General features: G+C 42.5%; 29 protein-coding genes and 1 tRNA gene. 26 read left to right on the top strand and 4 right to left on the bottom strand.

Annotation, left to right across the window (positions count from 1 at the left end):
* The first annotated feature begins 11 nt into the window (after positions 1–11).
* Positions 12–2069 (top strand): exodeoxyribonuclease V subunit alpha, encoded by a 2058-nt coding sequence (gene recD, locus HMPREF2573_RS07260; RefSeq protein ID WP_003668385.1) that lies wholly within the window; start codon positions 12–14, stop codon positions 2067–2069.
* A 119-nt stretch (positions 2070–2188) separates the two neighbouring features.
* The gene (gene dusB, locus HMPREF2573_RS07255) at positions 2189–3214 is read left to right on the top strand and encodes a tRNA dihydrouridine synthase DusB (RefSeq protein ID WP_003664267.1); all 1026 of its coding nucleotides are present in this window, start codon (positions 2189–2191) and stop codon (positions 3212–3214) included.
* Between the two features lie 7 nt (positions 3215–3221).
* Here the strand turns inward: dusB and xseA are convergent, their stop codons facing one another.
* Positions 3222–4832 carry an exodeoxyribonuclease VII large subunit gene (xseA, locus tag HMPREF2573_RS07250; protein ID WP_003668383.1) on the bottom strand — a complete coding sequence of 537 codons (1611 nt, stop codon included), beginning with the start codon at positions 4830–4832 and terminating at the stop codon, positions 3222–3224.
* Positions 4833–4928: 96 nt separating this feature from the next.
* On the bottom strand, positions 4929–6065 hold the full coding sequence (gene ppk2 / locus HMPREF2573_RS07245) for a polyphosphate kinase 2 (protein WP_003664271.1): 1137 nt from the start codon (positions 6063–6065) through the stop codon (positions 4929–4931).
* A gap of 281 nt (positions 6066–6346) precedes the next feature.
* On the opposite strand from ppk2, the gene HMPREF2573_RS07240 reads away from it, so the two are divergent.
* From HMPREF2573_RS07240 to HMPREF2573_RS07230, 3 genes are all read left to right on the top strand, one after another.
* A tRNA-Leu gene (locus HMPREF2573_RS07240) sits at positions 6347–6433 on the top strand.
* A 453-nt stretch (positions 6434–6886) separates the two neighbouring features.
* On the top strand, positions 6887–7288 hold the full coding sequence (locus HMPREF2573_RS07235) for a hypothetical protein (RefSeq protein ID WP_227505906.1): 402 nt from the start codon (positions 6887–6889) through the stop codon (positions 7286–7288).
* Positions 7289–7351: 63 nt separating this feature from the next.
* Positions 7352–7558 (top strand): hypothetical protein, encoded by a 207-nt coding sequence (locus HMPREF2573_RS07230; protein WP_003659781.1) that lies wholly within the window; start codon positions 7352–7354, stop codon positions 7556–7558.
* 28 nt (positions 7559–7586) lie between these two features.
* On the opposite strand, the gene HMPREF2573_RS07225 is transcribed toward HMPREF2573_RS07230, so the two are convergent.
* Together HMPREF2573_RS07225 and HMPREF2573_RS07220 are read right to left on the bottom strand one after the other, a co-directional pair.
* Positions 7587–8483: a DUF4393 domain-containing protein gene (locus tag HMPREF2573_RS07225; RefSeq protein WP_070473063.1), complete on the bottom strand. Its 897-nt coding sequence runs from the start codon at positions 8481–8483 to the stop codon at positions 7587–7589.
* 51 nt (positions 8484–8534) lie between these two features.
* Entirely contained in the window at positions 8535–9185 is a 651-nt protein-coding gene (locus HMPREF2573_RS07220) for a S24 family peptidase (RefSeq protein ID WP_070473060.1), read from the bottom strand.
* Here HMPREF2573_RS07220 and HMPREF2573_RS07215 point away from each other — a divergent pair.
* From HMPREF2573_RS07215 to HMPREF2573_RS07115, 21 genes are all read left to right on the top strand, one after another.
* On the top strand, positions 9166–9393 hold the full coding sequence (locus tag HMPREF2573_RS07215) for a transcriptional regulator (RefSeq protein WP_003658174.1): 228 nt from the start codon (positions 9166–9168) through the stop codon (positions 9391–9393). The genes HMPREF2573_RS07220 and HMPREF2573_RS07215 overlap by 20 nt on opposite strands.
* Complete coding sequence (locus HMPREF2573_RS07210; RefSeq protein ID WP_070473057.1) at positions 9390–9758, top strand: hypothetical protein; 369 nt, start codon at positions 9390–9392, stop codon at positions 9756–9758. The genes HMPREF2573_RS07215 and HMPREF2573_RS07210 overlap by 4 nt, the downstream gene beginning before the upstream one ends.
* 302 nt (positions 9759–10060) lie before the next feature.
* Positions 10061–11812 carry a minor capsid protein gene (locus HMPREF2573_RS09105; RefSeq protein WP_083297500.1) on the top strand — a complete coding sequence of 584 codons (1752 nt, stop codon included), beginning with the start codon at positions 10061–10063 and terminating at the stop codon, positions 11810–11812.
* 218 nt (positions 11813–12030) lie between these two features.
* Positions 12031–12666 carry a hypothetical protein gene (locus HMPREF2573_RS07200; protein ID WP_070473054.1) on the top strand — a complete coding sequence of 212 codons (636 nt, stop codon included), beginning with the start codon at positions 12031–12033 and terminating at the stop codon, positions 12664–12666.
* Positions 12667–12668: 2 nt separating this feature from the next.
* A complete protein-coding gene (locus tag HMPREF2573_RS07195; protein ID WP_003662603.1) occupies positions 12669–13685 on the top strand; it encodes a hypothetical protein in 1017 nt (338 codons plus the stop codon).
* Positions 13686–13695: 10 nt separating this feature from the next.
* Positions 13696–13899 carry a hypothetical protein gene (locus tag HMPREF2573_RS07190; RefSeq protein WP_003662607.1) on the top strand — a complete coding sequence of 68 codons (204 nt, stop codon included), beginning with the start codon at positions 13696–13698 and terminating at the stop codon, positions 13897–13899.
* Between the two features lie 60 nt (positions 13900–13959).
* On the top strand, positions 13960–14319 hold the full coding sequence (locus HMPREF2573_RS07185; RefSeq protein ID WP_003662609.1) for a hypothetical protein: 360 nt from the start codon (positions 13960–13962) through the stop codon (positions 14317–14319).
* A 1-nt stretch (position 14320) separates the two neighbouring features.
* A complete protein-coding gene (locus HMPREF2573_RS07180) occupies positions 14321–14677 on the top strand; it encodes a glutamate 5-kinase (protein WP_065249009.1) in 357 nt (118 codons plus the stop codon).
* Entirely contained in the window at positions 14677–15024 is a 348-nt protein-coding gene (locus HMPREF2573_RS07175; RefSeq protein ID WP_070473051.1) for an HK97 gp10 family phage protein, read from the top strand. Before HMPREF2573_RS07180 ends, HMPREF2573_RS07175 begins: the two co-directional genes overlap by 1 nt.
* Positions 15025–15121: 97 nt before the next feature.
* Positions 15122–15505: a phage tail terminator-like protein gene (locus HMPREF2573_RS07170; protein ID WP_070473048.1), complete on the top strand. Its 384-nt coding sequence runs from the start codon at positions 15122–15124 to the stop codon at positions 15503–15505.
* The gene (locus HMPREF2573_RS07165) at positions 15505–15693 is read left to right on the top strand and encodes a crAss001_48 related protein (RefSeq protein WP_003658151.1); all 189 of its coding nucleotides are present in this window, start codon (positions 15505–15507) and stop codon (positions 15691–15693) included. Before HMPREF2573_RS07170 ends, HMPREF2573_RS07165 begins: the two co-directional genes overlap by 1 nt.
* Positions 15694–15696: 3 nt before the next feature.
* Positions 15697–16605: a phage tail tube protein gene (locus tag HMPREF2573_RS07160; protein ID WP_070473045.1), complete on the top strand. Its 909-nt coding sequence runs from the start codon at positions 15697–15699 to the stop codon at positions 16603–16605.
* Between the two features lie 281 nt (positions 16606–16886).
* Complete coding sequence (locus tag HMPREF2573_RS07155; protein ID WP_070473042.1) at positions 16887–17348, top strand: hypothetical protein; 462 nt, start codon at positions 16887–16889, stop codon at positions 17346–17348.
* Positions 17349–17383: 35 nt separating this feature from the next.
* Complete coding sequence (locus tag HMPREF2573_RS07150; RefSeq protein ID WP_038519449.1) at positions 17384–17632, top strand: hypothetical protein; 249 nt, start codon at positions 17384–17386, stop codon at positions 17630–17632.
* A gap of 160 nt (positions 17633–17792) precedes the next feature.
* Positions 17793–18005 carry a hypothetical protein gene (locus tag HMPREF2573_RS07145; protein WP_049155869.1) on the top strand — a complete coding sequence of 71 codons (213 nt, stop codon included), beginning with the start codon at positions 17793–17795 and terminating at the stop codon, positions 18003–18005.
* Positions 18006–18137: 132 nt separating this feature from the next.
* The gene (locus HMPREF2573_RS07140) at positions 18138–18320 is read left to right on the top strand and encodes a hypothetical protein (protein WP_003661679.1); all 183 of its coding nucleotides are present in this window, start codon (positions 18138–18140) and stop codon (positions 18318–18320) included.
* On the top strand, positions 18283–19119 hold the full coding sequence (locus tag HMPREF2573_RS07135) for a DUF6414 family protein (RefSeq protein WP_070473038.1): 837 nt from the start codon (positions 18283–18285) through the stop codon (positions 19117–19119). The genes HMPREF2573_RS07140 and HMPREF2573_RS07135 overlap by 38 nt, the downstream gene beginning before the upstream one ends.
* 59 nt (positions 19120–19178) lie before the next feature.
* Entirely contained in the window at positions 19179–22856 is a 3678-nt protein-coding gene (locus tag HMPREF2573_RS07130) for a tape measure protein (RefSeq protein WP_228141163.1), read from the top strand.
* A gap of 102 nt (positions 22857–22958) precedes the next feature.
* The gene (locus tag HMPREF2573_RS07125; protein WP_070473029.1) at positions 22959–23291 is read left to right on the top strand and encodes a phage tail protein; all 333 of its coding nucleotides are present in this window, start codon (positions 22959–22961) and stop codon (positions 23289–23291) included.
* Positions 23292–23394: 103 nt separating this feature from the next.
* The gene (locus HMPREF2573_RS07120; RefSeq protein WP_070473024.1) at positions 23395–23784 is read left to right on the top strand and encodes a hypothetical protein; all 390 of its coding nucleotides are present in this window, start codon (positions 23395–23397) and stop codon (positions 23782–23784) included.
* 83 nt (positions 23785–23867) lie between these two features.
* On the top strand, positions 23868–24536 hold the full coding sequence (locus HMPREF2573_RS07115) for a phage minor tail protein L (RefSeq protein ID WP_070473021.1): 669 nt from the start codon (positions 23868–23870) through the stop codon (positions 24534–24536).
* Positions 24537–24604: the final 68 nt, after the last annotated feature.

Raw genomic sequence — 24604 nt, 5'->3', positions numbered from 1 at the left:
AGAGATAATATATGGCAGGGGATATTATTAGCCGATATGTGACCGATCGCATTCAAGACAATCATCAATGGTATGCCAAAAAACAGGTTTTGGCTGCTGAATGTACACTAAGATTACCAGACTTTGAGCTATATCATATCGTGCAGGATGCGTTATTATTTCAGCTCAATCAAGGGCATACCATACTGCATATCAATGATCATGATGATTTGAATAATCGCCATGGATTAAATGGCATGATACCCATTTGGCAACAAAAAATCATGGATTCATGCCTGACAGTGATAACGCACGCATTGGCAAATGAGGGCATGGACTGGGCAGCATTTTTTGATGCTTATCATCGCTGTGCAGATGATACTATCAAGATAAAACAATTTGTTAATCATGCCTTAAATCATTTTCGTCAGCAAGTATCTTTGCTTGATCACACAGTGATGGAAATTGAGCAATTATCTGCGTTATTTTTGTCCATGCTGCGTATTTACTATGTCTTATATAAAAACGCCAATACTTTGAAGCAATTTGTGAGTCTTTTGCATAACAATACTTTTTTTGGAGATATTTTGGCATCAAACATTCAAAGCATACCAACAAATACGCCACCGATTTATTTTAGTGATCAAGCAGGTGGACTGTATTTATGGACAAGTCGTGCCTACCTTGCTGAATCACAACTGATGACGCATATCTTGCGTATCAGTCAGGCTGATGTGCCGATATTTGCTCTTGATCAGCTACCAAATAGCCTAAATACCGAGCAGCGTGACGCAATCAAGCTGGTCTCAAAACAAGCGTTTTGCCTAATTACGGGAGGTCCTGGGACAGGCAAGACCTTTACAGTTGCCCAAATTGTCATCGCACTCAATCAGCGTGATGAGCATAAAAAGATGCGTTTGGGGCTTGCTGCACCGACAGGTAAGGCAGCTCAGCGTATGAGTGAATCTTTACTTAAATCCCTAGATAAGGCGAACGATATACAGCTGCCCAAGCCTAAGACCATTCACCGCCTGCTTGGTATTGGGGCAAATGGCAGCCCACGCTATGATGCCAAAAATCAGCTGCCGCTTGATATGCTTATTATCGATGAAGCTTCTATGCTTGGCACGGAGCTGGCAAGTCAGCTATTTGCTGCTATCGCCACGGGTTGCCGTGTGATTTTACTTGGGGATACGCATCAGCTGGCTGCGGTTGATGCTGGTGCGGTGTTGGCTGACTTATGCCGAATTGAGCGCCTAAGGCATTTGCGTGTCAATTTGACAGCATCAAAACGCTTTACGGACACATCAGGTGTTGGTCAATTGGCAAAGCTGATTAATGATGATCGTCAAAATATACACTTTGATGAAATACAACAATTAATCAATTGCCATACCAAGATTGATTTTCATCCCATCACCCATGCCCTAATGCACAATGATACCTACCAAAAGCTTAGCCAAGACTATCAGGACTATTTTTTAGCAAGTAAACGGCTTCGCTTTAGTTTTGCAAAATTATCTAGCCAAGATGCAATTGATAGCGTCAAAAAACTATTTAAGATATTAGATACTTACCGTATTCTTTGCGCTTCACATCTTGGTACATTTGGCGATGATCAGATCAATGATTATTTAAGCTTAGCTCATCGAGCAGTTCAAAAAATCCCACCATCAGTATCGCCTTGGTTTCATGGTCGTGTGGTGATGATTACCAAAAATTTATATGATTTGGGCTTATTTAATGGAGATATCGGCATTTGCTTATGGGGTTCATCAGGTCTTAGCGTGTACTTTGAAGGCGAGGCTTTGCGTATGGTGGCGGTTGATATGTTAAGTGATACCGTTGTGAGTACGGCTTATGCCATCACAGTGCATAAATCCCAAGGTTCAGAGTGGCAAAAAGTCGCCATTATCTTTGATGGCAATAGCGAACGCCTGCTGTCAAAGGAGCTTATTTATACCGCTGTTACTCGAGCAAAGTCAGCGGTACATATCTACAGCACGCATGACGCACTCATCAATGCCATCAATACGCCGACAGTTCGACAAACTGGGCTGGATAAAGTGAGTGATGGTCAGCAATCATAATCACTTGATCTTGCCATGTTTAAAAATACAAATTTTATTCCAAATATGCCATAAATTATAAAATTATGTCATAATACAAAGTTTTAAAGTGATATTTCAAAATACAAGTATATGACACAATGATGACAGATAATAAGCTACAAAAATCCCTTAAAAATCAACATATTTTATCACAGCCCCTATCTATTGGGGGTTTAAAAATTGAGAATAGAATTTGGGTAGCACCGATGGCAGGGGTGACGGATAACCCTTTTCGAAGGCTCTGTAAATCCTTTGGTGCAGGTCATGCCGTCAGTGAGATGATTATTGCTGATACAGCATTATATGCACGCAAAAAATCGTTATATCGAGCCAATTTTGATGGCGAAATTGCACCCATTTCTGCACAAATTGCAGGGGCTGAGCCTGATAAATTGGCACAAGCCGCCCAATTTCAAGTTGCCAATGGTGCTCAGATTGTCGATATTAATATGGGCTGTCCTGCCAAAAAAGTCTGCCGTAAGCTCGCAGGCTCGGCATTGCTTCAGGATGAAGATTTGGTTAGGCGGCTGCTTGACAGTGCGGTTTTGGCCGTTGATGTGCCAGTCACTTTAAAAACTCGTTTGGGATTTGCCAATGGGCAAGAAAATATTTTAAAAATTGCACAAATTGCTGAACAAGCAGGCGTGGCTGCCATTACCATTCATGGGCGTACACGAGAGGATTTTTATACAGGTCAGGCACGCTATGAGCTGATTACCCAAGTAAAAAAGGCTGCCAAAATCCCTATCATTGTCAATGGCGATATCGATAGCCCACAAAAAGCTTTGGATATCCAAGCCAAAACAGGGGCAGATGCTGTTATGATTGGTCGAGCTGCTCAAGGTAAACCTTGGCTGTTTCAGCAAATTGCCCATTTTGCCAATACTGGCGAACTCTTAGCGTCGCCTACGGTCGGTGAGATTCATGAAGTGGTCTTGAGGCATCTAGATGAGCTGTATCGCTTTTATGGAGAATATTCAGGATGTCGCATTGCCCGTAAGCACATCGCATGGTATACAGGCGGTCTGCCCAACTCTAACGCTTTTCGTGACGCCATGTATGCGTGCGAGACTACCAAAGAGCAGTTTGAGGTCGTGGATAAATTTTTTAAGACAATTTCTTAACAATTTCTTAAGTGTTTTTGTGTGTACTGATATCTTTGATGACTGCACTGACTGTCCCATCTTTAAAGGTTATCTTAACTGACTGATTTTGTTGGAGTGTTTTGGTGCTATGAATACTTTCATTGGTCTGAGCATTATGAATGAGTGTATAGCCTTTTTTTAGCATTCGGCTTGGATGCTGAATTAAAATCAAACTTTGTAAATGGCGACAGTCTTTTTTTAGTTTAGATAAATAATCAAATAGAATATTATGCTGATCAAGGTGGATTTTTGTGGTATGTTTGGCTTGCGATATAATCGCCAAACTTGATTTTTGGGTCTGAGCAAGTAGGGCGGTTAGAGCCGATTTTTCTTGGTGATGGCGGAATTTTGCGGTACTTTTTATGTGGCTTAGTTGATATAAATTGTCTTTTTTTGCCATATTGACGGCGTGCAAACTGCTTCTTTGGATTTTCTCAATTTGTCTTTGGCTATTTGCTTGGGCCATTGTTAGATGAGTATTGGTCATTTTAGTCAAACGCTCCATTGTAGCGACCGCTTGACGCGTCATTTTGACCAAATGCGACTCGATACCAAGGATAGCTTTTGATGGGGTATCAAAACTGCTATGTGCTACCTCATCAAGAATTACCGAATCACGCTCATGCCCAATACCAACCCAAACAGGAATCGGACATTCTGCCACCAAAGCCGCTAATTCAAAATCATTCAAATAAGCCAAATCGCCAACCGCACCCCCACCACGAATAATGACCAACAAATCTGGCAAAGTATCATAGGTATTTTTAAAATTATTCATACCCTCAGAAATTGCAAGGCGTATCTCATTGGGCGCATGATTGCCTTGAAAAGTGGCATAATGATAGTGAAATTGGCAAGCACCTGCCAAGGCGAGCCGATCGGCTTCGGCACGAAAGTCGCCTAAACCTGCCGCCTTTTCAGGGGCGATTACGATGACATGGCGAATATCAAATGGTATGGCGTGTTTTTTATTTAAATGAAGCAGGCCTTCTTCGCTCAACCGTTTTTTCATCTGTGTATATGCAGCAGCGATCTCGCCGAGCGTATAATTTGGGTCAATATCGCTAATGTTTAGGCTAAAACCATAATTGGCATGAAAACTCGCCGAGCATTTTACCAAGACCAAAATACCTGCTTGTAGGCTTTGACCTGTCATTTTGGTAAATTTACTCATCACTGTCTTGGCACGAAATCGCCATAAAGTTGCACGGCAGCTTGCGGTAATTTGATCAACATCATCAGTCTCAGCCAATTCAAAATAATAATGACCGCCTTTAGTGTTCATGGCACGGATTTCAGCACGCACCCAAACCTCATGATCAAAACTGTCATCAATCACCATTTTGACTGCTGTCAAATAATCCGATAAAGACAAATGAGCATCTGCCAAATTATTAAAATTCTCATCAAAAACTGCTTCTTTGGCAAGCTTCGCTTCAAAACTTTCGGCAATTTGACGATGTTTATTTAATAGCGTTTCAGGGTCATCAAGGGTGCTGCCCAGTGCTTCAACATGCTTTATAGTGGTGTTTTTTGGCATAATTTTGGCATAATTTTGGTGAGATACTATTGTAGCAAAGCCAAGCAAAATTGGCAATTTTGGGTCAATCAGGCGTTTTTACATGCTTAATCTACATGCTTAATCTAAATTAAAATCACCCAAATGAATTTGAGCGATCATAGGCCAAAAGAGTTATTTGGTTGTTGTGGTTTTTCTGGGTAATTGAGTGCTGACAGTCAAGTCTGTGCGTTCATCCATCTCATACAATGCACCTGCACGACCAACGATTAAAGGATCGATATTACCAATTTGAGCGATGTCTTTATTTTCGTAGGTTAATTTATTGAGTACATAACGCATGGCGTTTAAGCGTGCGCGTTTTTTACAGTCAGATTTAATCACAATCCAAGGCACTTCTGCCGTGTCAGTATTAAAGAACATAGCTTCTTTGGCAAGTGTATAATCGTCCCATTTATTGAGCGAGGCTTTATCCACTGGCGATAGTTTCCACTGTTTTAACGGGTCATTTTCACGGCTGGCAAAACGCACACGCTGTTCTTCACGACTGACCGAAAACCAAAATTTCACCAAATGAATGCCAGATTCTACCAAATGCTTTTCAAATTCAGGCACTTGATGCATAAAAATACGGTATTCTTCATCCGTACAAAAGCCCATAACTCGTTCTACAACCGCACGATTGTACCAAGAGCGGTCAAATAAAACGATTTCACCAGCGGTTGGCAGATGCTGCACATAGCGTTGAAAATACCACTGGCCACGCTCTTGTTCGGTTGGCTTTTCTAGAGCGACCACACGAGCACCACGGGGATTTAAATGCTCCATAAATCGCTTAATGGTGCCACCTTTGCCTGCAGCATCACGCCCTTCAAAGATAATGACAAGTTTTTGACCAGTGGTTTTGATATGATGTTGGAGTTTTAATAGTTCAATTTGTAGCTTGTATTTTTGGGCTTCGTAATTTTTACGACTTAAGCGATATTTGTAGGGATAACCGCCTTCACGCCAATTATCCGAAAGCTGAGTATCTCGTGATTTATCGGTACGAACTTGGCTGATGACATGAGTTGTGGGAAGGTATTCTTTGAGCGCTTCACCAAATTCTGCCAACTCCTCAGGGGTAGCATGCTCAAGTAACTCTTCTAATTGACCCACCGTTTGTGTCATAATCGCTTCCGCTTTTGATGGCTTTGGCTTGGTTTCTGTAGCGGTCGATACTTTGGTACGAGTCGATGTTGTTTTTTTGGGAACGGTTGTGGCAGTCGTTGAGCTTGTTGTCGCCGTCTTAGGTTTTGGGGTGGTTGTCATAAGAATTCCTTAGATAAACAAATAAAAACAACAAAAAACCTTGCTATTAGTATGTTATCATGTTAATGATATGTTATCAACTGTTAAGCAATTTGTAATATCGGCTGACCATACCGCCATAATTTATCATAACATATGACAAAATATGACTAAGCGTGCTTTGGTTTTTATCATCTAAACCATCAAATCATTATTTAACGAAAAAAATTGATAAAAAGTATTGACAGCGATAAAAATATCAGTATAATACGCACTCATAGCCAGTTAGGCTAACCATACATGCCAGTGTGGTGAAATTGGTAGACACGACGGATTCAAAATCCGTTGCCCTTAAAAGCGTGTCGGTTCGAGTCCGACCACTGGTACCAATAAAATAAAAGACCTACAGCAAAAGTTGTAGGTCTTTTAATAGCTAAAAATAATAATAACCACATACTAACCACCGTTAAAACTTTGTTTAATTTCTTCCTCCTAAAATGGTATATCATCTAAAGGCTGTACTTTGCAGGCGCAAAGCTGTAAATTGTACCCACTTCGCCAAATTTTCGACCAGTGACTTTAAAATCTTACTATCTCATTTGACTTCAATTTTTGTTGGGCGGTTGAGCTTACTGGCGTGTAATAAATGCAGTGCGTCATCCTTGACCACGAATATATAAATCATCAACAATTGATCCAAATCCTATGACTGACAAGATACGTGAAGCGTATGAAGCAATCAAAGCAGAGCAAGCACTCCAAAGGCAAAGTGAAGCCTTAATGTGTATGTTTGATCGGCTTGAAAAGGCGTGAGAGGTAAGGTATGATGAGGGTAGTTTTTGATGATGAGACTTGTTATGTTTGGCATTAAACTGTTACATTCTGATGATTTTATAAAATCGGCGTCATCGTCTGGTTGTTTTCTTGCCATCATGGACAAACAAACCAACAAAAACCATGTGTACAATCTTAGCACTCAGGTACAAAGATTTGAGCTCATTGACATCGATCAGGTGGCAAATTTGGCAAATTCGGTTCAAAATGGTGCCATCAGTGCCACTGTTGGCACGCTGCTTGTTAGGGCGGGCGTTTTGCCTGCACTGGTTGCCCTGTCTATTGGTGCTGGGCTACCCAATCGTACCAAAGACGCTTATGTTTGTCATATTGAGTTTGACAATGGCAAATCTGCCATTTTACAATTAAGCAAGCACAAATATCAGCAGTTTTTAAAACACATCGCTTAACGACCCAATCACGACCAAAACCCACCCAATGCGGTGGGTTTTTTTTACTTAAAGGATGACAACATGGCACTGGCAATTAACATTGTGCTTGGAGCAAATACGGTTCATTTTAGCCGTAACATCCAAAAAGCCACCCAAAACGCCAAAAAATACTTACAAGGCTTTGCCTTACTTGCCTACATGCAAGCGGCGGATAAAGACAAATCGGTGCAGGATTTTCTCATCATTGACCCAAACCCCATGACGGACGAACAAAAAAGCCTTTACTAAGCGCTTTGTAAATGAGATTAAGCAGTCTCTAAGTCGTGGGCGAACAGACGCTTAGGAAATTTTTACCAAAAGCAGTAAGTTTAATAACGCCTTTTTGTATCTCAATTTTGGACTCTAATTCTTTGTTTATCAGCTCTATTTGTTCAGTTCGTTCATCTTTGTTTAGAACCTTGCCATCGAGTTCAACTGGTCTAGTGAGATCTTGAAGCTTGGATATATCCAGTCTTCGAAGTTTAAGCTCTTTGCCCAGTGCTGAAACTTTTTCTTGATATAAGGCTGAGTGATAAAAGGGATCATAGACTGGTTCATGTGTCAAGTGTTCGGTATATGTCACATCTATTAGCTTAAGGCGTGCAAGGTTATCAATAGATGGTGTAATCAAGTTGGGATCTAGTACTTGGCGATTGCCTAAAAATACATGTTGGTGAAGCATATGAAAGCCATAACTTGCTTCTTTGACAATATTCACAATTGGTGCATCACCGCTTTGACTTAGATATTCTAGATTTTTGGCATCCAATGGGCTAAGTGATTTGATAATCTCTACAAACGCATGATGCACCTGACCATCTTTTCTCTCATCCATGGCTGACACAATCAAATTGGCAAACATTTCACGGAGGCTATCTTCGTTCATATGAAATCGGCTGGCTTCCAACGCTGGGCCGATAATTGCCACATTGGGGTCTTTGAGTGCATTTGCTGGTATTTTTTCAATACCGGTCTGAATGTTGTTCTGCATGGCTTGTATATTCATTGCTTGTTGAGCCTTAATGCTTTCAACTTTATAATGCCACTTGTGACCATATACCACAAACCAAATATCTTGCAAGGTTTGCAAAGGTCCATTTAGCAAACCAACTGATGCAGCGCCACTCACAGCACCTGTGATAGCTGGTATTAAATGAAAGGTTTCTGCTGTCACGGCTATTACTCCTAAATTTTCTTCAATATGCGTTTGGTGATCTTAAATTCATTACCACCGCTCAAGACGGCTGACACTCCACACCCAGCCAATCACTTCAAACTCACCATCGCTGATCTGCTGCTTGGTGGCGACCTGCTCAGGAAATTCAGCGGCATTATCACTGACGATACGCACGCCACCATCAGGCAGTCGATACAGACGCTTACATAAGCACAGCTCCCCAAAGCGAATTGCAAAAATGCGACCATCCTTGACTTCTTTTCGTCTTTTATCGATATAGATGGTGTCGCCATCTTGCACATAGGGCGTCATGCTGTCATCGCACGCAGTGACTGCAAAGGCATTGATGGGCATCACACCCAGATTGCTCAAGGTGCGTCTGCCCATGCGCAGCTTACGACCCTCAAGCGGTGCATCACCATTGACTGCACCATGCCCACAAGCAAAGGCAATGTCTTTATAAAAAGGGATCTCAGCTTCATCGTCATCCAATGGGGCGCCATTGTCCCATTCGGTGATAGGGGCGAGTTTATCATTATTTTTTGTCATCTCACCTTCGCCGTAATCAAGCCAAGTTATAGGTACACCAAGACATTGCGTAAGCAGTTTCATTTTGTCGTTTCTTGGCTTGGCTTGACCTTTGGAATAACGGCGTATCATTTTAGGAAATTGATCAGCCTTGGCTCGCTCACTTGGCATCACGCCTTGGGCATTGAGTAAATGGGATAAAAACAATCCGCCAAGGGGTAGATGCTTAGCTATTGAGCAAGCGACAGGCGGTAAGGTAAAAGCGGAAGACTTGCGTCCTGATATTAATTGGGAATATGTCAGAGAACAACAAAAAAAACCCCTAGTTATCGCTAGGGGCGGTATCCATTTTCGGATTAACTTAAGGAAAGTTAAATGAACGAATTTATTATACCAAACTCTAATTCTGTGAGCAATGATTTTAATTATTCAAGAACAGATTTAGACGCCCAAGAGCAACAAATCGCTGAATTTATCAAAAAAGGTGGCAAAGTCATCAATCTTGACAATTCCGAACAGCCAAAGAAAAAATCAGCAAAAAAGCGTGATTTTAACAACCAAAGGATAAATAGCAAAATGTACCTTGTTTTGTGCTATCTAAAAAGGTCAGGTAAGCGTATGACTGGCTTACAAATTCAAGAAAAATTCGGCATATCGGCAACAACTTTAGGTAGTCAAACAAGGCTACTGAACGCACAAGCAAGCAAACAGTACAATCAAAACAGCAACCCAAGCAGAAAATGAAACATCAGCACAGCCAAGCCAAGCATCTTTATGTGTTGCCAATATTAACGAAGGCTTTTTATCACTATTAAACTGGTGCAATAGATACACAGGGGCAAAGCATCCACCGAAATTTGTTATTAGACAGCAATTTAGCCAACATGCGGTTGATATTGGCTTATTAACACAGCTATCAGGTTTAATTGACGCAGGCAAGCTGCCTAAATCTGTACTGTATGATAAAGCCCGTGAGTTTAATTTAATCAGTGGCGAGCTTAGCAATGATGAAATAGATGGCTTAATTGAACAACCGAGCATGACTTATGAAGCATTTAATCAATTTAGAAAGGCTCAAGGTTCATCTGGCAAATAAGTTTAAAGCCACGCTTGATGAAATTGATGAGTTTTTGCAATTGGTGGTATTTCGTCATGAAATTAGTGAGCTTAACTATAAAGAATTTGAGTTATTGATTGGCGAAAGTAAGCAGAAGCTCTTGGGCTTTTTGGCAGGTTACGCCTTGGAGTTAACCCAAGATTGGCAAGAGCTATACGATTACAATTATACGCTTGAAACCAAAATGATTGATGATAAGCCAGATACGCTAAACATGAATGAGCCACAATTTGACGCAGACAGCCCCATCAAGCTATCTGCTCAGGTTGGTGTAACGCTTAATCAGATTTTGGCTAAGTTTGGCGATGAGCAAAGCACAAAGATAAGCAATGCTATCAGCTATGCTTATGCCAATGGCTTAACCAACCAAGAGCTTGTTAGGATTATCAGGGGTACACGCAAAAACCGTTACCAAGATGGCATTTTGGCAATCACAACACGCCATGCCAAGACCATTGCTCACACAGGTACAGCCATTGTTGCAAATCAAGCCAAACAGCAATTTATTCATGATAACAAAGACATCATCAAAGGCATTAAAGTCATTGCAACCTTGGATTTACGCACCAGTAGCATTTGTAGGGGTTTAGATGGGGTGTTTATGCCTTTGGACAAAGCACGATATCCGCCCTATCATTTTAATTGCCGTTCAAGTTTTGAGATTGTCTATGATGGCTATCAAACGCCCAAACAGCGAGCGAGCATGGATGGGGTGGTTAAAAATCAAACTTATTATGAATGGCTAAAAAATCAGCCTGCCCAATATCAAGATGAAGTGCTTGGCAAAACCCGAGCGAAGTTATTTCGTGATGGTGGCATGACAGTAGAGCGGTTTAGGGCGTTACAGCTTGATAAGCATTTCACCCCCTTAACGCTTGAACAAATGAGAGCATTAGAACCCAAAGCCTTTGATAAGGCATTTGCTGCTGTGGTAAAATTAGACAATACCAAAGACAGAGTACTTGCTGTGAAAAGAACCGATTGGGGGGATTTGCCCAATGTGATGATTGCCCACGCCAAAGACACTATCACAACACACAAACATTATCAAAAAGCCAAATCTGGGGAATTAAGCTCAGCATTATTTTTGGTTGATGAATATTTAACAGATGATTTTGTACTAAAATTACACCATACAATTAAAGGTTATGATAATGTACGTATTGTGCCTGTTCATGCCGAAGAACAGCTAGGGCGAAACAAAATCCCCATGGCTTATGCCTTAGCTTTATCAGAAATGCTTGGTGTGGATATGGATTTGGGTATTGTACAAGCTAAGCGTGCTTATCGCACATCATCTGATGGCGTGGGTAGACTCTTAAAACGTGTCAGTTTTGATGGTGTTGTATTAAGTGGCCATCATTATATGATTGTTGATGATGTGATTACCCAAGGTGGCACATTGGCGGATTTGCGTGGCTTTATTGAGAGCAAGGGTGGCAAAGTAATTTTAGCCAGCACCTTGAATGGTAAACCCAATTCTGCTAAACTGCCTATTACCAAAGCCACGCTTGGGCAGCTTCGCAAACAAGCAGGCAAAGAAATTGAACAATGGTGGCAGGAGCAATTTGGCTATGATTTCTCACAATTTACCGAATCAGAAGCAAGATACCTTGCAAAACAAATTCATAGATATGGCATTGACGCCATCAGAGATATACTCTTTGCGTCAAGACCTTAAAGATGCTTATAAGCAAGGCAAAGGCTTTTTTAAGGAGCGTGCTAGGCGGCTGCAGAGCACTTATACAAGCCAAGATAAAATCCTTGCACCAAAGCAAAGTTGATGTTTATCATCAGATGATGAAAATGCCTTTGTAGTTTATTTATTCACACACAGCACCCAGTAGGGTGCTTTTTTATCATCCGCTGTTTGTAACAGCAAAATCAAGGTAGTAACCAATGAGCGAAAAACCAACCACAGTTTTAAGCGATGACACGCAAAACCAAATCACCCAAGAGCAGTACAACAAGCTACAAGCAGAAGTTGAACGATTGCGTAAACACAGCGAGACCCTTTTGGCTGAAAAAAAGCAACAAAGCGAACAGCGAAAGGCTGAGCAGGCTGAAAAAGAGCGACTTGCCGAAGAGACTGCACGCAAAAAGGGGGATTTTGAGACGCTAGAAAAGCAGTATCAAGCCAAAATTCAAGAGTTAAACGAGCAAATCGCTAAGCGTGATAAAGAGCGTGATGAGAATTTGGTCAAATCACACGCCCAAAAGCTATCAAGTCAGTTAAGCGATAACCCTGCCAACCAAGAGATTTTACAAATACTCATTGAAAAGCGTTTGTCTGCCAAAGATGGTCAGCTAAGCGTGTTAGATGACAGTGGTGCTGTATCTATCATGACCCTTGACGATTTGGCAAAACAAATGCAAAACTGTGGTAAATACGACAGCTTAATCATTGGCACAAAATCCTGTGGTACAGGTTCAAACGGTCAATCAGCTAAGCGAGCAGGTGATTACAGTGAACAAGAGCGATTAGCACTTGCCAACTCAAACCCTGCTTTATTTAATCAATTATTTTTGGAGTAATCATGGCAAAATTAAGAGAGATTTTTAATAAAAATGTCACCTTGTCTTATCAGGTTAAAGACAACTTACAGCGGTCAAAGTTTTGGCAATCAGGGGCATTTGTCTCAGATGCACGCTTACGCCCCCTGCTAAACAGCGGTTCATTAACCTTTGATGTGCCTTTTATCCACCCCATTGATGGCAACTTAGAAGCGAACTATTCCAACACCATCATGACAGATATTGCGATGCCACGCTCAATCGAAGGCAGTAAATCAAAAGGGCGTTTGGCACTGTTAAATGAGGGCTTTATTGAAAGCCGTCTTGAAAGCTATTTGCTCGGTCAATCACCGCTAAAACTCATGGCACAGATGATTGATGACTATTGGCTGACACAAGCTGAAAACCGTGCCATTGCTACCTTGTTTGGTCTTTTAAATTATGACCAATCTAATGGTAAGAAGTTATCTACTGACATATCAAAGGCAACTGCTGATGATTCATCAGGCTTTGATGTTCATGCGTTCATTGACGCTGAAGGCACGATGGATGAAATGTATCAGGGCAAAGGCTTAATGGTCGTGCATCCTTTGATTGCAACCAAGATGAGAAAACAGCGACTACTTGAGAGAGTAACCACCGCTGATGATTTAAAGCCCATTGATATGTATAACGGTCGCAGGCTTATCCAGTCAAAGCGTGCCACGGTCATAGGCACAGGCAAAAACGCCAAATATGTCTCTTATTTGTTAGGGGCTGGGGCATTTGCTGCTGATATGGTTGCAGGGCATGATGATTTGGAGCTTGAACGCACAGCGAACACAGGCAACGGCTCAGGTCATACCACGCTATGGACACGCCGTAACATGCTTATCCACCCCCAAGGGTTTAGCTTCATCGGTGAGCCTAGTACGCTAACAGGTGGCACAAAAAATGAAGCCTTATCACCGAGTTGGACAGACTTAACCACAGCGGCAAACTGGCGATTGGACGCTGATGCTGATGCTACCCCCATTCGCTTTTTAATCACCAACCTATAAGGAGAAATTCATGTCATTACCAAAAGATAAGGTTAAGCCTGCTTTTAATTTTACCTATCCATCAGAGCGAGCGTATTTTGATGAAAGCAAAAGCACACTGGCTAACGCACAGGTAACAGACCCTGCCAAAAGTGGGGCAGACTACGGCATCAAAGACCCACAGGTTACCGAAGCACTGACAGGTACAAAGAGCGAGACCGCTAAGGTTGAATAACAGCCAAACAGCACGAACAAAAGCCCCATCTGTTTTAGGTGGGGTTTTTAGGATGAAACAATGATAACACTTGATGATTTAACAGACATTGATAAGGCTGATGAACAAACCGTGGTTATTGTCAATGCGTGGCTAAATAAGCATAAAATTAGGGCATTTGATAAGACCCCTGACCCCATCAGGCAAGCAGGTAGGTACATTGCCAAAGCATGGCTTGATGGGGATTTGTTTGCCACACGCACCGAAGGACAGGTCATCTCAAAGTCATCAAAGGCAGGTGATGTGTCTGTTTCAAAAACCTATGCAGATGGACAGATGGGGCAGGCTATGAGCCAAAACGAGCAAATCGCTTTAGCACTTATTGAGCCGTATTTACAACAGCCTTTGGGAATGTTTGGCTTGCCTTTGGTTAGGGTGTGAAATGGGATTAAATGCTGAAATTAGTACTGAAATTACCCAAGCCTTTGATACTGATTTAAAAGATGCTGTCAAAGACTTCACAGGCAGGCGTGTCATCTTATCTGATGATGATTGGGCGGTTAATGATACCCAAGTACTATCTACCATCAATTACAGCGGTAGGGGCGTTTTTACAGGCTTTTACGCCCATGAGATTGATAACAAGACCATCATGCAAAGCGATGTTAAGCTGATTTGCTTACAAGATGAGCTGACAGAGATACCACAGATTGATGATGAGATTAACGAGATGAAAATCATCAGTATCAGTCATGATCCTGCTGAGGTGAGCTTTACAATTCAGCTAAGGGGCTTTTAATGGGCATTAAATGGAATAAAAAGCTTAGCATTGAACCCATTGCTGATAAGATTGACGCCACTTATCGCAAATTTGCCATTGACTGCTATAACAATGTCATCGCCCTAAGTCCTGTGCGTAAAGGGCGTTACAAAAATGCCCATCATATCAGCATTGGCAGTCCTAGCTATGCCGAGACAGGCGGTGGCATTGAACTTATCTTAGGCATTCCAAAGCACACCTACCCACTCATCTACATTCAAAACAACTTGCCCTATGCGTTGCGACTTGAACACGGCTGGTCACAACAAGCCCCAACAGGGGTTTATGGCAATGCCTTTAACAGTGCATTGGGCAATCTATCATAGGATAAAGTGATGAATGCGTTTAGCCAAAATAAAACTTTACGAGTTTGGAGCTATTCAAGGGTATTGCTGAAATTATACGAGCAACACAGGGGCAATGATGGACACAGCACACATTGAACAAACGCTACTGACGCATATCAAATCATGGGAGCATTTTGATGATGTCCCCTTAGCCAAAGAAAACCGAAACTTTAAACCCCCTGATGGCATTTGGGGCAGGGTTACGATTTTAGGCGGTGTCAATCAAGTACGCAGTATTAGCAATACGCCTAATATCCTGCAACAAGGCACGCTGGTGATACAGCTGTTTTGCCCACAGGATTTAGGCACAGTGGCAATTAAGCAAAAGGCGGATAGCCTAGCTAATCATTTACAAACAAGGCGGTTTGGTAGGCTTGAGACGCTGACGGCAAGTATCATCAATGCAGGATTTCATGATTACTACCAAATTAATGTAAGCGTAGCATGGAGATACTACTAATGCCAAAAAACCGACACCGACGGCTGTTACAGCTGTATGGTGAAATTAATGAACTTGGGGCAATATTAGACGCCCCAAAACCCAAAGATATTCACCCACATGAGTGGATATTAATGAAAGACCAACTTTATTATATGCGTCAGTATTACCGAGTGTTAAAACAACGAACTGATGATACGGAGAATTGATTTATGTCTAGTGGAGCATTTGTTAAAACGGCGTATGCCAAACAAACAGGCGAAACCCTGCCTAAAACTGGCTGGAAAACCCTACCAAATATCAGCAATGGGCTAACCGTTGCCACAGAGCTTACAAACAGTGAAATGCTGTCAGGTTCACGCATGGCAAAAGCAGGTATGGTAACATCAGCAAGTGTGCAGGGCGATATTGAGACCGAGCTTATGTTTGGTGCGTATGATGAATTAATTGCTGCTGCTTTTTGGAGTGAATGGTCAGCAGGTGCTAGCCCTAATACGCTAAGTGTTGGTGCAACCAAACATCAGTTTGCTATAGCCAAGGATTTTAGCGATATTAATGTTAACCATGTCTTTACAGGATGCGTTGTATCAAGCTTTGGGCTGAGTGTGGATACATCAAGCCTAATTAAACTAAAATTTGGTATGACAGGCCTAGGCTATCAAGAAAGTAAAACGGAATCATTTGCCAAAACACCGACCGCCCAAGCAGATACCGCTAAGGCAAGCGGTTTGTCTATTGGCGAGATTAAAGTTAATGGCACAAAACTTGATGTGTGTGTTGAAAGCTTTAGTTTTGAGCTTGATAACCAAACAGAAGTACAAAAGTGCTTGGGCGATAATATCTATGGTGGTAATATCTTAGCCATGCTTACCAACATTACAGGCTCTATGACGATTGCTTATAGCCAAAAAGCCCATGAGATGATTAGTAACCAAATGACAGGGGCAACGCTAAGCCTTGAGTTGCCGATTAAGTTTGGTAATAGTAAGTATGTGATTAAAATACCCAAATTTCAGGTATCAGGCGAAATCCCAAGCCCATCAGGCACAGATTTGGTTACCGTGGATTTGTCTTACACGGTGGTTGATGAAAGCCCAGTCATTGAGAAACATACCGCCTAATCAGTGATAAAACAAAAGCCTAGCTACTGCAAATAGCTAGGCTTTTTTATTAACCCCTTTTGGCAGATAAAAGGAATTAACTTGTGGAATATATTACCATAATTGTGGATTTTATGAAATATTTAATTGAAAAACACGGCTTATTTGTCATTTGGCTGATGGTGGCAAGTCTGATTACGCTTTATAAGCTGGATATGATTTTAACCGCCGTTCATTTGTTTTTTAATTAAGATGGGCAATATTATCCATACGATTCGATAAACTTTAAGGAAAAAAATAACATGGCATTTGATTTAACACTCTTAAAAAAAGACGCTAAGATGAGTGCTAAGCGTGAGATTGAATTTGATGGGCTTGAATTGACGCTTGAAATTCAAGCAAGCGAAGCGTTTAAACGAGCCGCCGCTGAAGTACAAAAGATAGCAAACACGCCCAAAAAGGTAACCAAAGACAGCTTAAAGCGTGGCAATCAAGATGAAATTGGCGAGTATGAAGCCATGCTATTTATCTTAGGTGAGTACTGTATCAGTCAATGGAATGTTACCGCCGATGGTGAGCCGTTAGCGGTCAATGGCGATAACTTTTTAATTTTGCTTGACCAAGGTTTTGAAAAAGACAAATTAACACAGTTTATTACCTTGCTATTTGAAACTTATGCCAGCCTTAGCCAAGAATTTGAAGACAACAAGGCAAAACTGGTAAAAAAGTCCACGACTGCTACCAATGGGAAAAAATCAGGGTAACACTTACCCCAAACCGTATTGAGAGCTATCAGCGGTTGGGGATTGATTTACCCACGCCTGCCGCTGCCGATGTATATGTTGACAATGTCTTTATGGTTTTTGCTCTAGCAAACCGAGCAAGGCGATACACCCAAGGCATAGCCCTACCGTTGTCTGTGCGTGATGTTTGTGATGTTTGTGAGCATTATCAAAGCTTATTGCCCAGGGCGTGGCTGTTTGAGCTTATTTTTATGCTTGATGATTTATGGCTTGATGAGTATAACAAAAGCTCTAAGAAAACTTAGGGCTTTATTTCAAAATAATATCTTAACAAACAAGAAAAAATGTTGTAAAGTTATAACTCCGATTAACTAGGGAGTTATTGAATGAAAAAGCTTTTAATTGATGAAATTGATTTGGCAGACCTACCACGAGCGATAGCATACACACATAGCTTATAGCTTAATGATCAAGCCAGATGCAAAGGAACAAGGGGAATTTCAAATCACCTGTCATCAGGCAACTAACCAAGCGATGAACTATTTGCATGGTTTGCACGCAGAAATCAAACGGCTTGGGGGCGTAGCACCCAGCTTGGATATAGATGAAGATGAAATCGCTAGAGCCATCATTACAAGAATGGTTCAAGGTAAGAGATTTATGGTCAATCTTGACTAGCTCATCAGATGATGGGCAGGGCATTGGTATTTGTTATTGATAAGTAAAACAAATTGTTCAAACCATATCATGCTTGCTATAATATAATTTCAGCGATACTTTTAGTATTGTTATCATCAAGGAGATGGGTGTATGCAAGATAATGCTAAAAAATCAGATGCAACTCACCACTCTGCTCAACTTTTGCGTGATATGTTTAGTTGCCTAAACCAAGCAATGAGCAGGGAAACCGAGAAATTTCACCAAGAGCAAAAAAAGGTAAAAGAGGAGATTAACCGTGGCGCAAGAATTACCAACCACAGAATCTCTCTTTGATTTTTTATATCTTGACAGCATTAAAATTCGCTCGTTTTATGCGCAGCTGACAGGGTTTGGCTCGTTGGCTAGCATTAAGGCAAATAACGCACTTAATAGCAGCTTAGCGAGCGAGGGTGCTTTTGGCGTAAATGCTATGGCAAAGATTGACGCTAAGGTGAACTATGCTACAGGTGAAAATCAATCTAGCGAAAAGACTTATGATGCGACACCAACATTACCTAGGGAAATGATTGATAAGCTAGACGAGTTAGGATTTATCAGTCGAGAACTTGGTGAGAATTCAGCAGGTAATTTGGTGTTATTAAACGGTGTGCTAAGCATTACAGATATAGAAACACTGCAAAATCTACTTGAGCCAACAATGCACTTTGCAACCGAAGAAGAATACAAGCAATTGTATGGTGATAGAAAAAGGCGGGCGGTAAAGAAAAAGCTTGAGGAAAACAAGCCAGTGGTTCAATTAATTAAGGCTATTCCATATGCACTTGAAGCTAGACTAAAAGTCGGTGAAGACATGGTATGGATGACCTTAAATCGTGGAGAAATGGTCGGCAATCCACACGATATCAACCTAAAGCATGGTAAGGTGTTGTTTGGGGAATATTATGTTTTGGGAGTGTTAGACGCCATCCCAAATGATGATATGAATATAGATATGACAACTGGTAGCTTTGGTGATGTAATCTTGGAATTGTCTCAGTCGCTCAAAGAAACAATGGGTAGGAATACAAGCAGTTATGGCATCACCCCGATTGCTATCTTTAGAGTAATCCGCACCAATCAACAAGCTAAATAGCACTATATAACTTAAAAAACCAACCGTCCTTTATGGGCGGTTTTTTATTGGGTGAATTTATGTCAAATACATACCGCTTAGACATACAGGTAAATGCCGACAGTGCTAATACCGCATTGGGAAATCTAAAAGAGCATTTTGATAAGATTGAACAATCAAGCACTAAGGCAAGCGTTGGTATTGATGGCTTTTCAGACAAAGCGGATAAGGCGTCAAAATCCAGTAAAAAAGCTGGTGATGGGGCTAAAAAGTTTGGTGATGATGCTAAAAAAGCAGGTGATGATGTTGATGGCTTAAAGCGTAAAACAGATGGCTTAAAAACAGCTTTTGGGGCATTAAAGGGGGTAATGTTTACCGCCTTTGCCGTTGCTGGCGTTGGCGGTATCATCGCCACCGCCGACCAAATGCAAAATTTGGCAAGCCAAATCCGCCTAGCTACGAGCAGCACCGAGCAGTTTCATGCCGTACAAACTGAGCTAAGAGCCATCGCCAATGAACAGCGGTCAAGTTTTGATGCGGTTGTGGATTTGTATTCAAACTCACAGCGTTCATTGTCCGCTCTTGGCAAAAGCCAGCAAGATGTCATCAATTTCACTCGTAACATGACTATGGCGATGAATGTTGGTGGCAGATCAGCACAGGCTCAAGCGGCCGCTTTGACCCAGCTTGGGCAAGCGTTGGCGTCAGGGGTGTTGCGTGGTGATGAGTTTAACTCTGTTGCGGAGCAAGCCCCTATTTTGATGGATTTAATCGCTAAAGAGATGGGCGTAACATCAAATGCCGTCAGGGAGCTTGCCAAAGACGGTAAAATCACCGCCGATGTGGTTTATAATGCGGTGGCAAAAGCCACGGACAGTCTGTCCGCCATGTCCGCTAAGATGCCAACCACGGTATCACAAGCCCTACAAGTCATTAAAAACGAGTATAATTATCTCATTGATGACATCATGAACCAAAACAGCATGATGAGCCAAAACATTGCCAATGCCCTCTTATGGGCGGCTGAGCATTTTCGCACGCTGGTCAGTGCGGCAGCGATGGTCGGGGCGGTATGGCTTGGCATCATCGCTAAAAACTCTGCCTTAGTAACATCATTTGCCACACTGACAGGGACGAGCTTAGCAAATACAAAAGCCAGTATCGCCAACGCATTTAGCGTACAAGGGCAAATCACGGCTTATAATGCCTTGTCCACTCGGCTTGTGTTACTACGCTTGACAAAAGCCCATTACATTGACTTAACCAAAACCGCCATAGCGGCCACCGCCGTTTATGCTCGCTCATTGGTTGGTTTGGCAACAAGTTTTGACAGAACCACGCTCGCCACCAAGGCGGCAACGCTTGCAAGCATAGGCTGGACGAAAACCAAACGAGGGGCGATAGGCGTGGGCATTCTTGCCACTCGTACCATCACAGGCTTGGGCGGTGCGTTTATGTCGCTTGGGCGGATCATCACCGCTCACCCCATCATCGCCATAGGGGCGGTGCTGGCATCTGTGGTGGTCAGTACGCATGGGGTGACAGGTGCACTTGAAAGCTTATCTGATGCCTTTGGGGTAGTCACACTCATGGCAAAGGATTTCATTGGATTTATTGGCGATGGCTTTTCAATGGCGTGGGATACTGTCTCTGCCTTTGCTGATAATATGCTTGCCAAAGTGGGTGATACCACAAAGGGCAGCACGGGGGCATTTTCTAATTTCTTTGCGACCAGCCATGGCGGCTTTGTGGGCATGCTACAAGTTGCCGCCAAAACCTTTGATTTGATTAACGCCACCGCCAAAGCTGGAGCAAAAAACGCCCTGCATAATTTTGTACAGCTTGGCAAGACGACCAAAAATATCTTTTATGGTATTGGTAATGCGTTTGTCTCAATCATTGAGATGATGATTAACAATGCCGCAAGAAAGATTGATTTTCTTAGCACCAAAGCCAACGGTATGGCAAAGGTTTTGGGTATAGAAGCCAGCATTCCGCTGATTGGTACGGTCAGCCTTGGACGAGTGCAATATGACAATGTTGATTTTGGGGCGGTGGCAAGCATTGCAGATAATAATACCAATTCAGCGTACAACTATGTCACACAGCTGGCGGATAAAGCAACCCAAGCCACAAAAGCCAATGCGTCACTGGCAGACAGTTATAACAGCGTAGGCAGTGCTGCGACAAATGCCGCCAATGCCACAAAAAAAGCGTCCGATAAAACCAAGAAAGCCACCGATGACATCGGTGACGCCATCAATGAGCTTGATGCTTTGGTAGCAAAACTGCATCATGAATCCCATCAGCTGTTAAATAACAGTCTATCAGAGATGATATTTGAGACGGATAACAAACTGGGCAAGTTTTATGGGGCAACCGAAGCACAAAAACAAAAGCTTAAAGATTTGGCAGGGCAAAAAGATTTATACACCGCCACCAAAAAAGCTGATGATGAATTAAAATCATTGGCACGCACCATCAAACTTGTGGGCAAGCAGACGCCTTTTGATGAGCTGGCACATGATTTGTTTGATGTTCGCCATGAGATGAGTGTGTTAAATGGTGAAACCAAAAACAACTTATTGCTTTGGGCGGCAAATGCCGAAAATGCCAAATTGGCGTATGAGCTTAATCAAAGAAGCAGCCAAATCAAACATGATGCCATGCTATCAAATCACGCATCATCATATCAGCGTGAACTGCTTAACATTGACCGAGAAATCAATCAAGAGATACAAAAATACGCAGGATTAAAGCAAGATGGCACAGAGCATATTTATGAGCAGATTAAGGCAAATCTACAACTACACGCCACCGAACAAAAAAAATTGGCAACACACAAGGCGTATATGCAGCTGGTGTTTGACAGTCGCAGTGAAGAAGAAAAACGCCTTGATATCTTAGATGAACAATTAACCATCTTAGCTGAGCAGCACCGCCTACACGGTACCGATGTGTCTGCCCAAAGCAGACAGCTGATGAGTGAGCTGCTTGATTTGCCCAAGCCTGACAGCTCTGCTTTTGATGAGCTTAACTTTGAACATGAAACCCGCCTAAATCGCTTAGGGCGGTTTATGGATAAACAAAAAGAGCTTTATAAAGACAACGAAGACGCACTCACACAGATAGCACAAGAAGGGGTGGCGGCAAGGATTGCCATTGATGAAGCGTACCAAGACGCCAAACGCACGCTGATACTCAGCCAAAGTGAAAATATCTTTGAATCACTGGCGTCCATCACCAAAGACAGCCTAGGCGAGCAGTCTCGGCTATACCGTGCCATGTTTGCCATGCAACAAGGCTTTGCCATCGCCCAAGCTGGCATCGCCATGCAGCAGGCCATCAGTCAAGGTCTTGCCAAAGGTTTCCCTGAGGGGCTGGCGGATATGGCGTTGGCGGCAAGTCATGGGGCGAGAATTGTCAGTGCCATTAAATCCGTCGTCATGCCCGTCGGTCAAGCCCATGACGGCATTATGTCTGTTCCCAAAAGCGGTACTTGGAATCTTGAAAAAGGCGAACGGGTGCTACCACGGCATACCGCACAGGCTTTGGATAAGAAGCTAGATGGCATGCAAAATGGGAATGCTGGGCAGGTTATCAATGTCCATGTAACCGTAAACTCTGACGGTAGTAATGTCCAAGCCGATACCCAAATGGGTAAAACCATGGGCGAAGCCATGGCAAAAATCGCTCGGCAAGTCGTGATACAAGAGAGCAAACAAAACGGACATCTTGACAGGCTATACCGCAGATAAGCAAAAACCCAACTGGTGCAAACAGTTGGGTTTTTTATTACCCCTTTAAACGGTACTTAAAAGGATAATTTATGGTAAATTTTAACATAGAATTGGCAAAAAATGAAAACTTTTACATGGGACATATCGGCAGACAGTAGCGAAACAACCGCCTTAAATACCACCATAACCGCCTTTGGTGATGACTACGAGCAGGCGGTAAGTTTTGGCATTAACAACAGCCGTAAATCATGGCAGTGTTCAAAAACCGACACAAAAGCTGTCATTGATGAGATTTACCGCTTTTTAATTGACACAAAAGGCGTTGAGCCTTTTAACTTTAAGCCTTTAACCGATGAACCAAGTATCAAAGTCCGCCTAGATGGTGAGATATCACGCCAAAAGACGGGGGGCGATGTTTGGCAAATTGGGTTTACTTTAAAGCAGGTTTTTTAAACCAAACCGCCCATCTGATGAGCGGTTTTTTAACTCGCCGACATTAATGTCGGTGACATACCCACAGCCCTTGTAAATCAAGGGCTTTTTTAGGAGCAAAAAAATGAGTGAAACAACTCTAACCGAAGTATCACGCACCGAGGCACAGGTATTACAGAGCTTTATCGCACAGGTGGACTTTTGGAAAAACCAACATGGCGATAAAGCTACCACCATTGAAGTCATCTACTACCCTGAGGATGACGGCTTTGAGGTGGCGAACGGTGAGCCTAACAACGGCGTGCTAAAACGCAATCGCACCACGGCGTTTCGTGCTGACCTTTTAGCGTGGGCGTCCAATCAACTGCGTCAGCTACAAGGCTGGGACAACAGCCAAACGGTAACCGAATTTAGCCTATCTTATAAAAATGACCGTTATGGGGTGCGTGCTGCCCTTGCCAGTGAAGCCACCGACAAGGCAGATGATGGGGATGATGCTAAGAACACAGATTAACAGCTGATGGCTTTATCATCTGTTCATTGACTGTCTGTCAAGGGGGCAATACCGCCTCTTTGGCAGGTTTGGGAGTAAATCACATGAGTTTTAACACAGACATACAACAGACCACTGTACAGGGCTTTATTACCTTGTACGAATTAGACGCACGAAAATTGGTCGGTGAGATTTACCGTTTTCATGGGCATAACGATGGGGTGATTAGATGGCAGGGGCAGGATTTTCATCCCATCGCCATCAAGGCAGACGGCCTTGAAATGCGTTCAGATGGCAGGGCAAGCACGCCTAAGCTTAGCATTGGCGATAAGATTAATGGCATACAAGGGGCGGTATCAGCCCTTTGCCGATTGTATGATGATTTTGCAAGGGCTAAGCTTACTGTAACGCATACCCTGCAGGCGTATCTTGACAGCCATGATGCCCAAAATTACCGCCAGCAAGAATGGTACATAGAACAAAAGGTGAGCGAAAACCCAAGCCTTGGCATTGTAGAATTTGAGCTATCAAACCCTGTGGACTTTGAAGGGCAAAAAATCCCTGTGCGTCAAATCACCACTTACTGTAATGAAGCAGTCTGTGGTCGTTATCGTGGTGAGATTTGTGGTTATACAGGTACAGCACGATTTACCCATGATGGCAAGCCAACCGATGACCCTACTTTGGACAGATGTAGCGGTTTATTAGCCCACTGTAAGTTAAGGGACAATGAAGGCAGTTTTTGTGGGTTTCCTGCCGCTGGTTTGATTTAGTCAAGCGTTCTGGCATACTCAACCAAAGCGATTTTGATTGCCATTGCCTTAGAGCAATCCTTATGAGC

This window comes from Moraxella sp. HMSC061H09 (assembly GCF_001809255.1).
Lineage (GTDB): Bacteria > Pseudomonadota > Gammaproteobacteria > Pseudomonadales > Moraxellaceae > Moraxella > Moraxella catarrhalis.
The sequence above is the reverse complement of the archived record's forward strand: the minus strand, read 5'-3'. Positions and strand labels throughout refer to the sequence as shown.

What these genes read in the sequence shown, in the direction of transcription:
- recD (WP_003668385.1), top strand. Translation starts at nt 12, where the DNA reads ATGGCAGGGGATATTATTAGCCGATATGTGACCGATCGCATTCAAGAC.
- dusB (WP_003664267.1), top strand. Translation starts at nt 2,189, where the DNA reads ATGATGACAGATAATAAGCTACAAAAATCCCTTAAAAATCAACATATT.
- ppk2 (WP_003664271.1), bottom strand. Translation starts at nt 6,065, where the DNA reads ATGACAACCACCCCAAAACCTAAGACGGCGACAACAAGCTCAACGACT.
- HMPREF2573_RS07235 (WP_227505906.1), top strand. Translation starts at nt 6,887, where the DNA reads ATGATGAGACTTGTTATGTTTGGCATTAAACTGTTACATTCTGATGAT.
- HMPREF2573_RS07230 (WP_003659781.1), top strand. Translation starts at nt 7,352, where the DNA reads ATGGCACTGGCAATTAACATTGTGCTTGGAGCAAATACGGTTCATTTT.
- HMPREF2573_RS07220 (WP_070473060.1), bottom strand. Translation starts at nt 9,185, where the DNA reads ATGCCAAGTGAGCGAGCCAAGGCTGATCAATTTCCTAAAATGATACGC.
- HMPREF2573_RS07210 (WP_070473057.1), top strand. Translation starts at nt 9,390, where the DNA reads ATGAACGAATTTATTATACCAAACTCTAATTCTGTGAGCAATGATTTT.
- HMPREF2573_RS09105 (WP_083297500.1), top strand. Translation starts at nt 10,061, where the DNA reads ATGAAGCATTTAATCAATTTAGAAAGGCTCAAGGTTCATCTGGCAAAT.
- HMPREF2573_RS07200 (WP_070473054.1), top strand. Translation starts at nt 12,031, where the DNA reads ATGAGCGAAAAACCAACCACAGTTTTAAGCGATGACACGCAAAACCAA.
- HMPREF2573_RS07195 (WP_003662603.1), top strand. Translation starts at nt 12,669, where the DNA reads ATGGCAAAATTAAGAGAGATTTTTAATAAAAATGTCACCTTGTCTTAT.
- HMPREF2573_RS07190 (WP_003662607.1), top strand. Translation starts at nt 13,696, where the DNA reads ATGTCATTACCAAAAGATAAGGTTAAGCCTGCTTTTAATTTTACCTAT.
- HMPREF2573_RS07185 (WP_003662609.1), top strand. Translation starts at nt 13,960, where the DNA reads ATGATAACACTTGATGATTTAACAGACATTGATAAGGCTGATGAACAA.
- HMPREF2573_RS07180 (WP_065249009.1), top strand. Translation starts at nt 14,321, where the DNA reads ATGGGATTAAATGCTGAAATTAGTACTGAAATTACCCAAGCCTTTGAT.
- HMPREF2573_RS07175 (WP_070473051.1), top strand. Translation starts at nt 14,677, where the DNA reads ATGGGCATTAAATGGAATAAAAAGCTTAGCATTGAACCCATTGCTGAT.
- HMPREF2573_RS07170 (WP_070473048.1), top strand. Translation starts at nt 15,122, where the DNA reads ATGGACACAGCACACATTGAACAAACGCTACTGACGCATATCAAATCA.
- HMPREF2573_RS07165 (WP_003658151.1), top strand. Translation starts at nt 15,505, where the DNA reads ATGCCAAAAAACCGACACCGACGGCTGTTACAGCTGTATGGTGAAATT.
- HMPREF2573_RS07160 (WP_070473045.1), top strand. Translation starts at nt 15,697, where the DNA reads ATGTCTAGTGGAGCATTTGTTAAAACGGCGTATGCCAAACAAACAGGC.
- HMPREF2573_RS07155 (WP_070473042.1), top strand. Translation starts at nt 16,887, where the DNA reads ATGGCATTTGATTTAACACTCTTAAAAAAAGACGCTAAGATGAGTGCT.
- HMPREF2573_RS07145 (WP_049155869.1), top strand. Translation starts at nt 17,793, where the DNA reads ATGATCAAGCCAGATGCAAAGGAACAAGGGGAATTTCAAATCACCTGT.
- HMPREF2573_RS07140 (WP_003661679.1), top strand. Translation starts at nt 18,138, where the DNA reads ATGCAAGATAATGCTAAAAAATCAGATGCAACTCACCACTCTGCTCAA.
- HMPREF2573_RS07130 (WP_228141163.1), top strand. Translation starts at nt 19,179, where the DNA reads ATGTCAAATACATACCGCTTAGACATACAGGTAAATGCCGACAGTGCT.
- HMPREF2573_RS07125 (WP_070473029.1), top strand. Translation starts at nt 22,959, where the DNA reads ATGAAAACTTTTACATGGGACATATCGGCAGACAGTAGCGAAACAACC.
- HMPREF2573_RS07120 (WP_070473024.1), top strand. Translation starts at nt 23,395, where the DNA reads ATGAGTGAAACAACTCTAACCGAAGTATCACGCACCGAGGCACAGGTA.
- HMPREF2573_RS07115 (WP_070473021.1), top strand. Translation starts at nt 23,868, where the DNA reads ATGAGTTTTAACACAGACATACAACAGACCACTGTACAGGGCTTTATT.